The sequence below is a fragment of the Sphingomonas sp. JUb134 genome (genome assembly GCF_004341505.2).
GTDB lineage: Bacteria > Pseudomonadota > Alphaproteobacteria > Sphingomonadales > Sphingomonadaceae > Sphingomonas.
The window spans coordinates 846321-859698 of record NZ_SLYP02000001.1 but is presented as its reverse complement, the minus strand read 5'-3'; the positions used below and the strand labels follow the sequence as shown (position 1 = coordinate 859698).

16 protein-coding genes and 1 tRNA gene are annotated in these 13378 nt (G+C 66.4%); 9 read left to right on the top strand and 8 right to left on the bottom strand.

Translation table 11 applies throughout. The features are described from left to right. Positions 1-131 precede the first annotated feature (131 nt). A complete protein-coding gene (locus EDF69_RS04015; protein ID WP_165890049.1) occupies positions 132-1100 on the bottom strand; it encodes a FecR family protein in 969 nt (322 codons plus the stop codon). A gap of 14 nt (positions 1101-1114) precedes the next feature. Beyond that, entirely contained in the window at positions 1115-1690 is a 576-nt protein-coding gene (locus tag EDF69_RS04010; RefSeq protein WP_096341739.1) for an RNA polymerase sigma factor, read from the bottom strand. A gap of 183 nt (positions 1691-1873) precedes the next feature. Between EDF69_RS04010 and EDF69_RS04005 the strand changes: the two genes are divergently transcribed. The 4 genes from EDF69_RS04005 (at position 1874) to EDF69_RS03990 (ending at position 4509) form a co-directional block, all read left to right on the top strand. After that, positions 1874-3034: an IS110 family transposase gene (locus EDF69_RS04005; protein ID WP_125945570.1), complete on the top strand. Its 1161-nt coding sequence runs from the start codon at positions 1874-1876 to the stop codon at positions 3032-3034. Positions 3035-3412: 378 nt separating this feature from the next. Beyond that, the gene (locus EDF69_RS04000) at positions 3413-3604 is read left to right on the top strand and encodes a hypothetical protein (protein ID WP_165890048.1); all 192 of its coding nucleotides are present in this window, start codon (positions 3413-3415) and stop codon (positions 3602-3604) included. A gap of 229 nt (positions 3605-3833) precedes the next feature. After that, the gene (locus tag EDF69_RS03995) at positions 3834-4070 is read left to right on the top strand and encodes a hypothetical protein (protein WP_096341738.1); all 237 of its coding nucleotides are present in this window, start codon (positions 3834-3836) and stop codon (positions 4068-4070) included. A gap of 79 nt (positions 4071-4149) precedes the next feature. Next, entirely contained in the window at positions 4150-4509 is a 360-nt protein-coding gene (locus EDF69_RS03990) for a hypothetical protein (RefSeq protein WP_132884004.1), read from the top strand. Between the two features lie 30 nt (positions 4510-4539). On the opposite strand, the gene EDF69_RS03985 is transcribed toward EDF69_RS03990, so the two are convergent. The 4 genes from EDF69_RS03985 to EDF69_RS03970 all read right to left on the bottom strand — a co-directional run bounded on the left by EDF69_RS03985 (position 4540) and on the right by EDF69_RS03970 (position 6892). Next, positions 4540-5193, bottom strand: coding sequence for a MarC family protein (locus EDF69_RS03985; protein WP_239555282.1), 654 nt, complete (start codon positions 5191-5193; stop codon positions 4540-4542). A gap of 78 nt (positions 5194-5271) precedes the next feature. Continuing rightward, positions 5272-5667: an NADH dehydrogenase ubiquinone Fe-S protein 4 gene (locus tag EDF69_RS03980; RefSeq protein ID WP_339537996.1), complete on the bottom strand. Its 396-nt coding sequence runs from the start codon at positions 5665-5667 to the stop codon at positions 5272-5274. 133 nt (positions 5668-5800) lie between these two features. Continuing rightward, complete coding sequence (locus EDF69_RS03975; RefSeq protein WP_132884002.1) at positions 5801-6322, bottom strand: Hsp20/alpha crystallin family protein; 522 nt, start codon at positions 6320-6322, stop codon at positions 5801-5803. 96 nt (positions 6323-6418) lie between these two features. Further along, the gene (locus EDF69_RS03970) at positions 6419-6892 is read right to left on the bottom strand and encodes an Hsp20 family protein (RefSeq protein WP_132884001.1); all 474 of its coding nucleotides are present in this window, start codon (positions 6890-6892) and stop codon (positions 6419-6421) included. Positions 6893-7357: 465 nt separating this feature from the next. Here EDF69_RS03970 and EDF69_RS03965 point away from each other — a divergent pair, with 465 nt between their 5' ends. The 4 genes from EDF69_RS03965 to EDF69_RS03950 all read left to right on the top strand — a co-directional run bounded on the left by EDF69_RS03965 (position 7358) and on the right by EDF69_RS03950 (position 10776). Further along, positions 7358-7996 carry a Bax inhibitor-1/YccA family protein gene (locus EDF69_RS03965; RefSeq protein WP_132884015.1) on the top strand — a complete coding sequence of 213 codons (639 nt, stop codon included), beginning with the start codon at positions 7358-7360 and terminating at the stop codon, positions 7994-7996. A gap of 14 nt (positions 7997-8010) precedes the next feature. Beyond that, positions 8011-8661 carry an HdeD family acid-resistance protein gene (locus EDF69_RS03960; RefSeq protein WP_132884000.1) on the top strand — a complete coding sequence of 217 codons (651 nt, stop codon included), beginning with the start codon at positions 8011-8013 and terminating at the stop codon, positions 8659-8661. After that, positions 8658-9506, top strand: coding sequence for a trypsin-like peptidase domain-containing protein (locus EDF69_RS03955; protein WP_165890047.1), 849 nt, complete (start codon positions 8658-8660; stop codon positions 9504-9506). Before EDF69_RS03960 ends, EDF69_RS03955 begins: the two co-directional genes overlap by 4 nt. A gap of 121 nt (positions 9507-9627) precedes the next feature. Beyond that, positions 9628-10776, top strand: coding sequence for a hypothetical protein (locus EDF69_RS03950; protein WP_132883999.1), 1149 nt, complete (start codon positions 9628-9630; stop codon positions 10774-10776). Between the two features lie 9 nt (positions 10777-10785). Here EDF69_RS03950 and EDF69_RS03945 read toward each other — a convergent pair whose 3' ends face one another. After that, positions 10786-12015 (bottom strand): tyrosine-type recombinase/integrase, encoded by a 1230-nt coding sequence (locus EDF69_RS03945; RefSeq protein WP_132883998.1) that lies wholly within the window; start codon positions 12013-12015, stop codon positions 10786-10788. Positions 12016-12181: 166 nt separating this feature from the next. After that, positions 12182-12268: transfer RNA gene (locus EDF69_RS03940), tRNA-Leu, on the bottom strand. Positions 12269-12441: 173 nt separating this feature from the next. On the opposite strand from EDF69_RS03940, the gene EDF69_RS03935 reads away from it, so the two are divergent. Then, positions 12442-13371 (top strand): complex I NDUFA9 subunit family protein, encoded by a 930-nt coding sequence (locus EDF69_RS03935; RefSeq protein ID WP_132883997.1) that lies wholly within the window; start codon positions 12442-12444, stop codon positions 13369-13371. Positions 13372-13378 lie beyond the last annotated feature (7 nt).

Below are 13378 nucleotides of genomic sequence, written 5' to 3'. Positions count from 1 at the left end.
GCCGCGACGGAAATGGATAGAGCAAGCGCGACCTTCGGAACAATCGACATTCGTGTCTTCCCCCTTTGCACGCGCCTGCGTGGCGCTGCTTGGGGGACTTCGACGCGACTGAGTACGGTTTCCCTGGGAAATTATTTGCCCGGCGCGAGAACGAGATTGTCGCGCTGGTCGCGCTCGACGCTCAGATCGAACATCGAACCGATCATTTCGGCGAGCTGTGCCGGTTCCCCGGCCTTGAAGGTGCCGGTGAAGCGGCGCTCACCGCCCGCAGGATCACGAAGCACGATCTGGGTCTGGCTGTACCGGTTCGCCGAGGCCACCACATCCGCGAGCGGCGCGTCCTCGAAGGACAGCATGCCCGAGGGCCAGCGCGTTTCCGGGACCTTGATCGCGATCGGCGCGGCGGTGGCCCGGCCTCCGCTGAGAGCGAGCTGCTGGCCCGGTCTCAGCATTGTCGACGTCGTCGGCATACCGGCACCGGCGGGCCGGAGAACCTCGACCGAGCCCTGCAGCAACACCACCAGGGTCTTCGATTGCCGCAGGTCGACGTCGAACACGGTTCCGTGCGCCACCACTTCGCCCGACCCGGCAGCCACCACGAAAGGCCGCCGCGTATCATGCGCGACTTCGAAACGCGCACGGCCCCGTTCGAGCTGAAGGCGGCGCTGTTCTCCATCGAAGCGCACCCGCACCACACTGTTCGTATCGAGCGTGACGCGCGAACCGTCTTCGAGGGTGAAGGTGCGGATCTCGCCGACCCTGCTCGCCAGCATGGATTGGGGTGCGACGTCGCGCCGGACGGTGCCGGTGAGAACGAGGCTGCCTGCAACGAGCAGTAGCAAAACGGCAGCCACTGCGGCCGCCGCCTTCCACCGAGACGGGCTTACGGCGAGCCGCGGCTGCTGTGCGAGGGGCGTTCGCGATGCGAGCGCGGTGTCGTCCCAGCTGCCGAGCAACGCATCATAGGTATCGGCGTGCAGCGGATCAGCAGCGTACCACGTCTCGAAGTCCGCGATGTCCCGGTCTGACGGCCCCGCACGCAGGCGGGCGAGCCAGGCAATCGCCTGCTCACGCGCCGCCTCAGGCGCACCGGGGTCCATCCTTCGCTGCTCCATCAGCGTCTCAGGACTCGATCGAGATGATCAATTGCCTTCGTCATGTGCCACTCGACGCCCTTTACGCTCAAGCCGGATCGCTCCGCGATCTGCTTGTAGCTCAATCCGTCGAGGCGGTGGGCGAGGAATATCTCGCGGGTCTTCGGCTTCAGGCGCATCAACGCGGTCTGCAGCCGGTTGAGCTTGTCCCGCGCTTCGAGGGCCGCGACCAGATCGGGGCCGGCCAGGGGAACGTCGTCCGCCGCGACATGGCTTGCGAGCGATCGCTGCACAGCAGACTTGGCGCGGTCGCGCAGCAGGTTCGTGGCGATCTGGTTGAGATAGGCCTCGGGGCATTCGATGGTCTGCTCACGGCAGGCATCGGAGTTCGCGAAACGGACGAAACTCTCGTGCACGAGGTCGCCGGCATCCTGCCGGTCGGCACGACGGGAGAAATAGCGCAGCAGCCGCGGTCCATGGACACGATAGAGATCGTCCAAAGCCAGAGAGGCGCGGACGACGCGGTCCTCCGGCGGCAGCGGATCATCCTCGCACAGCCGGGGAACGGTGGCGGGCTTGAGGAAGCTGCCGATCATCCGCGCCGCCGTTCCTGGCCGGACGCGACCGCTTCCTTGCAAACCTGCGCGCTAGCGCTGAACCTGTCGACCATGCCCGTCTGACCCACAATCGTGAGCGCTCGGGGCGAAAGCCGGTTGTGGTTTAGCTGAGGTCTTCTCTGTCCGGGGGGTGCACGATGGCGTCGTGAGAGGAGAGCCACGATGACCAAGAAGATCAGCAACCCCGAGATCCTGGCGGTGCGGGCGGCGGCGGAGGCGGACCCGGCGCGGGGCCGTGTCTGGGTCGGCCTCGATGTGGGTATGAAGTCGACCGCGGTGTGCGTGCTCGATGGCGACGGGAAGGTCGTCCACCAGTGCGCCATGAAGACGCACCCGACCGAGATCGGACGCTATCTGGCGAAGAACTTCACCTCCAACGTGGCGGCGGTCGGCATGGAGACGGGCGCCATGTCGGTGCACCTGTCGGGCGGCCTGCGCCGGCTCGGCTATCAGGTGGCGGTAATGGATGCGCTTCAGGTGCACCGCGTGCTGTCCTTGAAGCGCAACAAGACCGACACCAACGACGCGCGCGGCATCGCCGAGATCACCCGCACCGGGCGCGACTATCTGACCGAGGTCTACGTCAAGACTGCGGCTTGCTACGAGGTGCGCGCCCAGCTCATCATGCGTCATCGCCTGGTGCAGCAGCGCGTCGCCAACGAGAACATGATCCGCGGGCTGCTGCGCGTCTATGGAGGCCAGGTCGAGGCCGGTGCCAAGTCGGCCGCCACCTACCGCACCCGCGTCGTCGAGCAGCTGCTGCAGATCCAGGACCGCGACGGCATCAACATGCGCCCGCGCATCGTGCCGGTGCTCGACCTGTGCGAGCGGCTCCAAGCCGATGCCGACCGGATCGAGGCCGAGCTGGAGGCGCTGGCCGCCGCCAACCCGATCTGCCGGCGCTTCATGGCGGTGCCCGGCATCGGCGCCATCACCGCCCTGTCGTTCTTCACCGCGATCGAGGAGCCGAGCCGCTTCCGCCGCGCCGACGACGTCGCCGCCTATCTCGGGCTGACCCCGCGCGTCTACCAGTCGGGCGAGAGCTTGGTGCATGGGCGGATCAGCAAGATGGGCAACCGGCTGACGCGCACCCACCTCGTCACCGCCGCCACCGTGATGCTGTCGGCGACCAAGACGTTCTCATCCTTGAAGGACTGGGGTCTGCGGCTTGCCAAGAAGATCGGCTTCAACAAGGCGCGGATCGCGGTCGCGCGCAAGCTGGCCATCATCCTGTTCGGCATGTGGCGCGACGGCACCCACTTCCAGTTCAAGACAGAGACGGTCGAGCCGCATCGCCAGATGATGCAGGCCGCGCACGTCTGACCCCACCTATTCACCCCATCCGTCCGATGGACGGTACGATCCTCCCGGGAGGCGGAGGGACCGGCGACTTCGCTTTCAACTTTGGGGCAGCGATGACCCCGAGCTACGGTTGTTGAAGCGCCACCCTTCGATACGAATCCACCCCCTTGCGGCATGCGACCGTGACAAGGCTGCCTCACCACAGCCGTCGCATGACCCCGGAGAGACTGTTGCACCCCGGGTTGATCGACACCGACCACAAGGACGTTGCCAGAACAGGCGAACCATGATGAAGTAGTTGTCGCCAGCGTTGCCCCCAGACGAGGGGACCTCAGCTAGAGAGTGTTGAGAACATGCTTGAGACATGCGCCGGCGCCTTTAGCCGCAAGCGGCCTGGACATGCGCGTCGGCCACCCGGCCGAAGGGATTGCGGGTCTCTACTCTCAAGCGAGGTTCTCACGCCTCGGCGCCACCCTCGTGGCGCGCGATCAGACTAATATTCTGAAGACGATACGCAAGCCGTTCGCGCACCGTCAGGAACTCAGAACCGGATACCGGCGGCTAACCGCCGAATGCAAAAGCGTGGAGTGACGGTCTTGGGGGTTGGAAGACAACAGGCTGCACGCCAAGGGCGCGAGATTATCCCGAGCGTGGAACGAAGATTCGGCACAGGACACGAATGAATGCGAAATCTGCCTCTTGCCGCGGGGTTGGGGTCCGGCCCCCGTCTTGACGCGCCGCCCCGTCGCACCAAAATTCCGACAAGCGGAACTCTGTCCGCAAACGAGAAAGGAGCGACGATAGAGAAAGGAGCCAGGATATGTCGCAGCCGTTTTCCCGTTTTCTCCACCCTTTCGATGTTGCGCGTCATCCCAGTCTGGAGCCGGAGGTGAAACGCGCCATCCTCGCATCCTGGGCATCCGACCGGTCGGCGGTGAGAGATCAGCCCGGCTTGCGCAAGCCGCCCGGCGCAAAACGTGCCGTCTCGATCGACGAGATTCTCACGGCGATGCATGAACTGGACAAGGGTCCGGATCCGATGCGGCAACTGCAATGACCCTGCGAGGCCTTATCGCTCAGCTGGAGGGCTACGGCCCGATGGAGGCCCGCGCGGTCGACGGCATCGCGCCACTGCCGTGAAACGCAGCCTGGCGCAGCGCTGGCGGTCGCGCGGTGGGCGGAGAATCCGCATCGTGCTCGCCTTCGACGACATCATGGAGTTCGCCCTGGCGCTGCTTTCGCTCTCGCCTGCAGAACTTGCGGATCTGGGCTGGACGTTCGCCGATCGGAAGCGGCTGCTCGGCTATTTCCTCGAATGCGGGAAGAAGGCGCAGGGAATTGCGCCCGAAAAGGTGGGAGAGACGCCGATCGAACTCAGCCTGCCCCAACGCGATGTCGCGCAATTGCGCCGTTTCGCCCGCCGCGAGCTTCCCAGGACGGCGACCAATGCGCGCGTCATCACCCGGGTGCTGAATGCGCTGGATCAGCAGCAATAGTCGCCGTGCGTCGCGCGCCGCGCAGGCCGATCAACGCACGAGAAACGGCGCGGCCGCGAGGCCGTCGAAGATGAACTGGATGGCCAGGCCGGCGAGCAGCACACCCGAAATGCGCCCCACCACGTCGGCGCCGGTGCTGCCGAGCAGTCGCACGAGGCGGTCGGCCGCGAGCATCGCCAGCCAGGTCAGCAGCGCACAAACGACGATCATGCCCAGCACGCCGCCGGCTTCCACCAAGCTTTGCGTGCGCCCCATGACGAGCACCGCTGCCGACAGGCTGCCGGGCCCGGCGATCAAGGGAAATGCCAAGGGGAACACTGCGATATCGCCGGGCTGTTCGGCCTCGCGGCGCTCACCCTCGCTGATCGACGACAGCCCCGGACTCGAGAAGGTGAGCGTCAGGGCCTGAAGGAACAGAAGCGCGCCGCCCGCTACGCGGAACGCGGGCAACGAGATGTGCAGCAGCGAGAGGACGATGCCGCCGGCAAGCGCGAACAGCAGCAGGACCGAGACGGCTATCAGGACCGAGCGCGCGGCAAGGCTGATCCGATCGCTGCGGTGAATGCCGGAGGTGAGACCCGCGAAAACCACGGCCGTCTCAATGGGGCCGATCGTCACGAGCAGGGTAATGAAGCTGGAGAGCATGCCAGATGGCGCGTGCATGACCACGTCCCATTGCCGCATAGAAGAGCATCGTGGCGGGAGCGGCATTCGCGCCGCTCCCGACGATCGTCCTTCCAAGTCGATGTGTCGGTTCGAAATCTATCCTGCCGAAGCCACTGCCGGTTGCTGCATGGCGTGATCGAGCTGCGGAGCCATTACGATCGGATATTGGCTGCAGCATCGCGCATGCGGACCCGTGGGCCAGCAGCACAGTCGCGGCGGCGCTTCGCCGGTCAAGCAAGGCTGCGCCGGACTGCGCAAAGCCGGCGAGCCTCGCAGCTCGAACGGCACGCCTTCGCGCCGGCAATAGCGCTCGGCCGCTTCACGGTCGGGAAAGCGAAGCTCGATCTGTGCGAGCGGATCGCCACCGCCGGTCCATCCGGTCAGCGGATCGACGCGCGGACGCCAGCGTTCTGCGAAACGCAGCCGCCAGGCACCCGCACCCGCCCGGCCCGCCTGATTGACCGCCACCGGCACGGGCTCGACGATCGCCACGGCATCGGGCGGCAACGCGCTCGCATGGCTCGGGCCCGCCCGGCGATTGTCGTTGGCGGCGAGCGCCCTGGCCTCGCGCCGACTCCCAACCGGTTGGAGGCTCGGCCCGGGACCGAGGTCCCGGGCCTGCCCGTCATGCCGCCTTGCCATTGACCGGGATGCGGCGGATATTTTCGTTCGCCGCCTCCGTTTTCGGCAGGGTGACAGTCAGTACGCCGTTCTTGAAGCTGGCGTCCGCCTTGTCACGATCGACGCCCTTCGGCAGGCCGATGCGCCGCTCGAAGCGTCCATAGCTGCGCTCGGTATAGCCGCGGTCCTTGTCCTCGACCTCGGACTTCTTCTCGCCGCGCAGCGTCAGCACGCCTTCCTCGACGGTGATCTCGACGTCCTTCTCGTCGAGGCCGGGAAGTTCGGCTGTGACCCGGATTTCCTTGTCGGTCTCGGCGAGCTCCAGGTTCGGCCAGGAATGCCCGCGGTCGAAGCCGCCGAGCGACGGCACGCCGAAGCCGCGGAAGACATCGTCGAACAGCCGGTTCACCTCGCGGTGAAGCGAGAGCAGCGGATGGGTGTTGTCGTCGCGGTCGCGCTCGGCGCTGACCGGAACGGGGAGCCGGTTTTCCTGCCGGCTCCAGGGAATGAGATCACGAAAAGCCATGACAATCTCCTTTCTCTCTGAAGAGGGGCAGAACCTGCCGGACGCCGCTAGCGGGGGGTTTTGAGGGCGGCGCCGGCAGGCCGGCGCGGCGCAGGATCAAGCGGCCTCGCTGACCTTGTCCTTCGCCGAGCCGATCCGATTCTGGGCGGCCGCGCCGCCACCGATTTCGATCCGGCGCGGCTTCATCGCCTCGGGCACCACGCGCTTGAGCGCGATGCTGAGGAGGCCGTTCTCGAAGGTGGCGTCGCCCGCTTCGATGAAGTCGGCGAGCTGGAAGCGCCGCTCGAAGGCGCGGGCGGCGATGCCACGATGTAGATACTCGCCCTTGCCCTCATCATCGGCGCGCTTGCCGGTGACGGTGAGCAGGTTCTGCTGCGCCACCACCTCGATGTCCTCGGGGCGGAAGCCGGCGACCGCCAGCGTGATGCGGTAGCTGTCCTCGCCGTCCTTGAGGATGTCGAAGGGGGGATAGCCGTCGTCCTCGCGCGCGCCTGCCTCGAGCAGGTTGAAGAGGCGATCGAAGCCGACCGTGGAGCGCCTGTAGGGCGCGAAGTCGAAGTTGGTTCTCATCTCCAAATCCTCCATTTGAGCAATTTGGGCATGAGACGCGCCGGAGAGAGCCGGCGCTCTCAGTGTCCAACCGGACCCGGTTCCCAGCGTCCGGCGACAAAGAGCTAGTAAGCCGAAAACCGGTTTCAAGAGAAAAAATTCACATTGGCGGCTCGCCGACCGATCCACCTTTCGAGGACCGAATGCTCTTCGAAAGCCCCCTTGAAATCGCCATGACGAAAACAAGATTAGGCCTGCGGACCGGGCCCCTCTGACGGCGGCTGTTCCAGCCCCCGTGATGTCGGACCGCATCGAGCGCGCTCGGTGCAGGATCGCAGGTTTCACGCCGAAGCCCCCGAGTGCCTCATCGACTTGGAAACAATGGAGTGAGGCATGAAAAGACCATTTAATCCCGTTACTTATCCGCCCCCTTCGTCTGCGCGCGCGGCGGGCGCAGCCGTCTACGACGAGGGCCTGCGCCGGCACATGCTCGGCGTCTATCGCAACATGGCGCTGGGCCTTGGCATCACGGCGCTCGTCGCGCTGCTGATCGCGAGCACGCCCGCGCTCTATCAGCCGATCTTCGGCACGCCGCTCAAATGGGTGGCGATCTTCGCGCCGCTGGCCTTCGTGCTGTTCTTCTCGTTCCGGGTGGAACGGATGACGATCGAACAGGCCCGGACAGCCTTCTACGCCTTCGCGGCGGTGATGGGCCTATCGATGGCGAGCCTCTTCCTCGTCTTCACCGGCACCAGCATCGCACTGGCCTTTGCGAGCGCGGCAGCGGTCTTCGCAGCCATGAGCCTGTGGGGCTATACCACCCATGTCGACCTGTCGCGCTGGTCGACCTTCCTGATGGTCGGCCTCGTCGGCGTCGTCATCGCCAGCCTCGTCAACCTCGTCATCGGCTCCTCGACGCTCCAGCTCGTCTTCTCGATCGCCGGCGTGCTGGTGTTCACCGGCCTCACCGCCTGGGACACGCAACGCTTGAAGAGCGAGTACCTAGCTTATGCGGGGACTGAACGCGCTGACAAGCTGGCGGTGATGGGAGCGCTGTCGCTCTACCTCAACCTCATCAACCTGTTCCAGCTGCTGCTGGGCCTGTTCGGGCAGCGCGAAGAGTAACGGAGAGCCGCGGCATGTCGACGATCGCGCACAATGTTACCCATGCCGGTGCGGGCGGCGAAGCCCGCGCCGGCGCTTCGCTGCTCAGCCGCAACTGGGAATGGTTCGTCGTCCGCGGCGTCCTCGCGCTTGTCCTCGGTGCGGTGGCCGTTCTGTTTCCGGTAAGCGCGCTGTTCGCCTTCACCATGGTGTTCGCCGCCTATGCCGGCGCCGACGGCCTGCTTTCCACGATCGCCGGCGTGAGGGGCCCAACGCGCAACGAGGAGCGCTGGTGGGCGCTCATCCTGCGCGGCATCGTCGGCATCGCGGTTGCGGTGCTGTTCGTGCTGATGCCCTTCGCCGCGACGGTCAGCTATGCCTTGGTGACGCTTGGCATGCTGAGCGCCTGGGCCATTCTGGCCGGCGTGCTGGAGATCGCCGCAGCGGTCCGCCTGCGCAAGGAGATCGAAGGCGAGTGGCTGCTCGGCCTGTCGGGTGCGCTCTCCATCGTATTGGGGTTGGCGGTGCCGGTGGCGCTCGCGGTCACACCCTTTGCCACGATCCTGTCGGTCGCCTGGGTAATCGCCAGCTATGCGATCATCGCCGGCGTCGTGCTCATCGGCCTGGGCCTGCGGTTGCGCCGCCAGGAGGAGAGGAAGCCGGAGGAAGGAGCCCACACCCTGTGAGCCCGCGCGCACCGGGTTTGCGCCTGCCGCTCAGCTGGCTCGCCCTGCTGGTCGCGACCGGGCTGGCCTCCGGTCTGGCGGGCGGGGCCGCGGTAGCCTGGCTCGAGGCCGGGCCCGAAACGGCCACGGTGGCGGGCAGTGCACCCGTCCCGACCGATGCGGTTCCGCTCAACCGACTGACGGTCGCTCCGCTCGTTGCGCGGGTCGCGCCCGCCGTGGTCAACGTGGCGGTGCTGCAGGCCTCGCCCTATGCGCAGAACCCCCTCCTGCGCGATCCCTACTATCGCTTCTTCCTCGGTGTGCCGGACGAGGCTCTGGCGCCGCGGATCTCGGCAGGCTCTGGGTTCGTGGTCGATGCGGCACGCGGACTGGTGGTCACGAACCACCATGTCGTCGAGAACGCCCGCGCCATAGCCGTCGGCCTGGGTGATCGTCAGGTCGAAGCCGAGTTCCTCGGCAGCGATCCCGCCACCGATATCGCCGTGCTGCGCATTCCGGCACGCGGCCTGAAGCAGATTCCGCTCGGCGATTCCGACCGGACGCAGGTCGGGGACTATGTTGTCGCCATCGGCAATCCGTTCGAGGTGGGCCAGACCGTCACGGCCGGGATCGTCAGCGCCTTGCGCGCGCCGTCCGAAGGCGGTCCGCGCTACGTCCAGACCGACGCGCCGATCAACCCGGGTAATTCGGGCGGCCCCCTCATCAACATGCGGGGCGAGGCGATCGGCGTGAACAGCGCGATCATTGCTCCCGGTGGTGGCAACGTCGGCATCGGTTTGGCGGTGCCGTCGCGGGTGGCGCGCCAGGTGGTCGAGCGCATTTCGCATGTCACATTGGATCGGTAGACCTCAGGTTCCCGGCCGGACGTTGCGCATTTCCGATCCACCGCTTTCCTACTTTTCGCCAGGGTCTCTCGTTCCTCGGTCGTCAACTACGTCGTAGCCCCAAGACATCGGTGCGATTCTATTGCCGCAGGTTTCCCTCACACGCGCCGAACTCTATGAACTCGTATGGGCTGCGCCGCTCAAAAGGGTCGCCGCGCAATTCGGCATTGCGGGCGCGCGCCTCGCCCAGATCTGCGATGCGCATCATGTTCGGCGCCCGGATCAGGGCCATTGGACCCGATTGGAACTCGGCAAAGCCGTGCGGGTGCATCCGCTCCTGGCCCCGCCGGCGGGGGTGTCTGAAACGGTCTCCATTCCTTCAAAGCCACCAACCGCCAGTAAAAAGGAAACCGCGCCACCAAGATCAGCGGCGGTTGCGCCGAAGCTGCAGGTTGCCGAGCGGCTTGTTCGTCCACACCCGCTGGTCGCCGAATGGATTGCCACTCGCGAACAGCAAGTCCGCAAGAAGGACAAGGTTTACGACACCCGTCTGAAGCGTCTTGTCATGCCGATGCCGCTGACTCCGGCCGACCGCCGGCGGCTCCGTCTTGCCGACGCGATCTTCAAGGCGGTCGAGAAGCAGGGCGTGCAGGTCAAAAAAGGCGATCGCCGCGAATTGCTGATGGTGCGCGCCGGCGAGCAACTTACGTTTCAGCTGCGATATCGGCTCAAGCGTGGACAGCGCCAGCCTACGGCGGACGAACTGCGCTGGCGCGGAGCGGACGCGCAGTGGGTTTATGAACTCTACGAAACCGACGCGCTCGTCTTCGAGATCAAGACCTGGCTTCCGCGGGGAACGCGCACCGAATGGGAAGATTCAAAGCGCGCAACCCTCGAACAGCAGCTCGACGATATCGTCGCCGGGATCATGGCGGCGTTCCCGGCGCTCGAACAGCTTCGCAGGGAACGGGAGGAAGAACGCCGCCGGAGCGAGATCGCCGCTCGCGAACGGCGCGAGCGCGAGAATACCCGCAGGCTCGACGCCGCACGTTTCCGGCGCCTGCTCGAACTGGCGTCCGCCTGGCGCGAGGCCGAACTCGCCCGAGCGTTCCTGGCGGCCTTGCGGGAGCGGCTGCCGCCCGGTTCGCCGCCGGTCGCCGGTATCGAAACCACAGACTGGCTCGCCTGGGCGGAGCGGAAGGTCGACGAACATGACCGGCTCGGCAGCGATCCCGGCTCGATCCTGGAATCGATCGCCGAGGTGACCTTGTGGACCTACCCCGGAGAGTGAAGGGTCGAGCTAGGTGCGCCGCGCGCCGAAGTTCGGCTTCAGGACCTTTGCGCCGTCCCGGAGATGGTCGAGGTGATCGGACCAGTGCTGCATCATCCGCACCCGCTCATCCCAATATTCGCCGCGGGTATAGGCCCGGCGCACGCCATTGTTTTCCATGTGCGCGAGCTGGCGTTCGATCGCGTCGGGGTTGAACAGGCCCGATTCGTTCAGGAGCGTCGCCGCCATCGCGCGGAAGCCGTGCGCCGTCATTTCGTCCTGCTTGAAGCCGAGCACGCGAAGCGCCGCGTTCACCGTGTTCTCCGACATCGGACGGCGCGGCGAGCGGAAGGACGGGAAGCAGTAGCGCCAGGTGCCGGTAAGTTCGTACAGCTCCTCGAACAGACCGACCACCTGGGTCGAGAGCGGAACCCGGTGCGGCCGGCGCATCTTCATCTTTTCCGCCGGGATCGCCCAGACCGCGCGCTCGAAGTCGAACTCGCTCCATTCGGCCTGCCGCAACTCGCCGGGCCTGACGAACAGGTGGGCGGAGAGCCTCAGCGCATAGAGCGTGATCGCGTGGCCGCTATAGCCTTCGATCGCCCGCATCAGCTCGCCCGCGCCCCTTTCGGTGGTGATCGCCGCGAGATGCTTCACCTTGGGAACGGTAAGCGCGCCGCGAAGGTCGCGCGCCGGGTCGTGCTCGGCGCGCGTCGTGGCAATCGCGTAGCGGAAGATCCGGCTCAGCACGCCGCGCATCCGGCGCGCACTTTCGTAGCGGCCGGTGGCCTCGATCGAACGGAGCACGGCGAGCACTTCCAGTGCGGTGATCTTCGCGACCGGGCGGTTGCCGAGCTTGGGGTAGGCCTTGGCGAGCAGCCAGCGGACCTTGCTCAGCGTGACCTCCGCCATCCCCTCGCGTTCGTTCTTGGCGATCCATTCCTCGGCGACCAGCTTGAAGCTGTTCTCCTCGGACAGCTTCTCCCGGGCGGCGGCGAGCTTGGCTTCATGCGACGGGTCCCGGCCGGCGGCAATCATCCGCCGCGCGTCGTCGCGCTGTCCGCGCGCATCGACGAGACTGACCTCGGGCCATGCGCCGAAGGAAAGCGTCCGCTGCTTGTCGAGATGGCGATAATTGAGTCGCCACAGCTTGCGGCCGTTCGCCTTGACGAGAAGGTAGAGGCCTTCGCCGTCGGACAGCTTGTAGTCGCGGTCCCTCGGTTTGGCGTTGGCGACGGTCGTGGCGAAAAGCTTTCCCATGATGGTATCGTCCCTGTCCATCAGGGGCCACCGATACCATCAAGAATACCAACTTTGTTCCCGATTGGTGCCGGAACAGCCCGGATTTGACCGGACGGTCATAACACAAAAAACGGCAGAAATCTGCCGTTTTTTGGACGTTCTCGGATGCCCTCGGAAGAACAAATGGTGCCCAGAAGAGGACTCGAACCTCCACGACCTTGCGATCGCCAGCACCTGAAGCTGGTGCGTCTACCAATTCCGCCATCTGGGCACGGGGTAGGCCGGCGCCTCTACGGGTCCCTGCCGGGGGTGTCAACAGCCCCGTTACGAGTTTTTCCCGGGCGCTGCGTTTTTTTGCCAAGGTCCGCGCTCCCTTGCCCTTCGGGGCTGGGCGCGGCATGGGCTGGGCTTGCGAAAAAACCTGGGCGGACCAAGGCAAGCACGATGAAGAACAAGGTGATCACGCTGATCGGCGGCGGCGGGTTCGTCGGCCGCTATGTCGCACAGGCCCTGCTGCGCCGCGGCGCGCGGGTGCGCATCGCGCAACGCGATCCGCGCCAGGCCTATTTCCTGCGCACCCAGAGCGCGCTGGGCCAGACCCAGTTCATCGCGGCCGACGTCCGCCGCCCCGACACCATCGCCCGGGCGATGATGGGCGCCGACGCGGTGGTGAACCTCGCCGGCACGCTCGGCAGCGACGCCGACGCCGTCCAGGTCAAGGGCGCCGCCGCCGTCGCGGAGGCGGCTCGCGCCGCCGGGGTCGAGGCGCTGGTCCACTTCTCGGCGATCGGTGCCGATGCGCAGGGCGAGACCCCCTATGCCCGCTCCAAGGCCGAGGGCGAGGCCGCGGTGCGCCAGCATTTCCCCAACGCCACCATCCTGCGCCCGTCGCTGATCTTCGGCCGCGAGGACCAGTTCGCCAACCGCTTCGCCCGCATGGTCGAGAAGCTGCCGGTGGTGCCGGTGATCGCGCCCAAGACGCGCTTTCAGCCGGTCTATGTGGTCGATGTCGCCGCCGCCGCGGTCGCAGCGCTCGAGGATCCGGAGCGCTTCGGCGGCCGCACCTTCGAACTCGGCGGCCCGGACGTGCTGTCGATGGCGGAGCTGATCCGGCAGATCGCATCGCTGCTCGATCGCAAGATCCGCACCGTCGAGCTCGGCACCGGCACCGCCGGGCTGGTCGCGGCGCTTCCGGGCACGCCGATCACCCGCGACCAGCTGCGCATGCTCGGCCACGACAATCTGGTGTCGCCGGGCGCGGAAGGGCTCGCGGAGCTCGGCGTCACCCCGACCCCGTTCGAATCGGTCGCGCCGCAGTGGCTGGTCCAGTTCCGCCGCTACGGCCGTTTCTCGCGCCACGCGCACACGGCCTGAGGGCCAC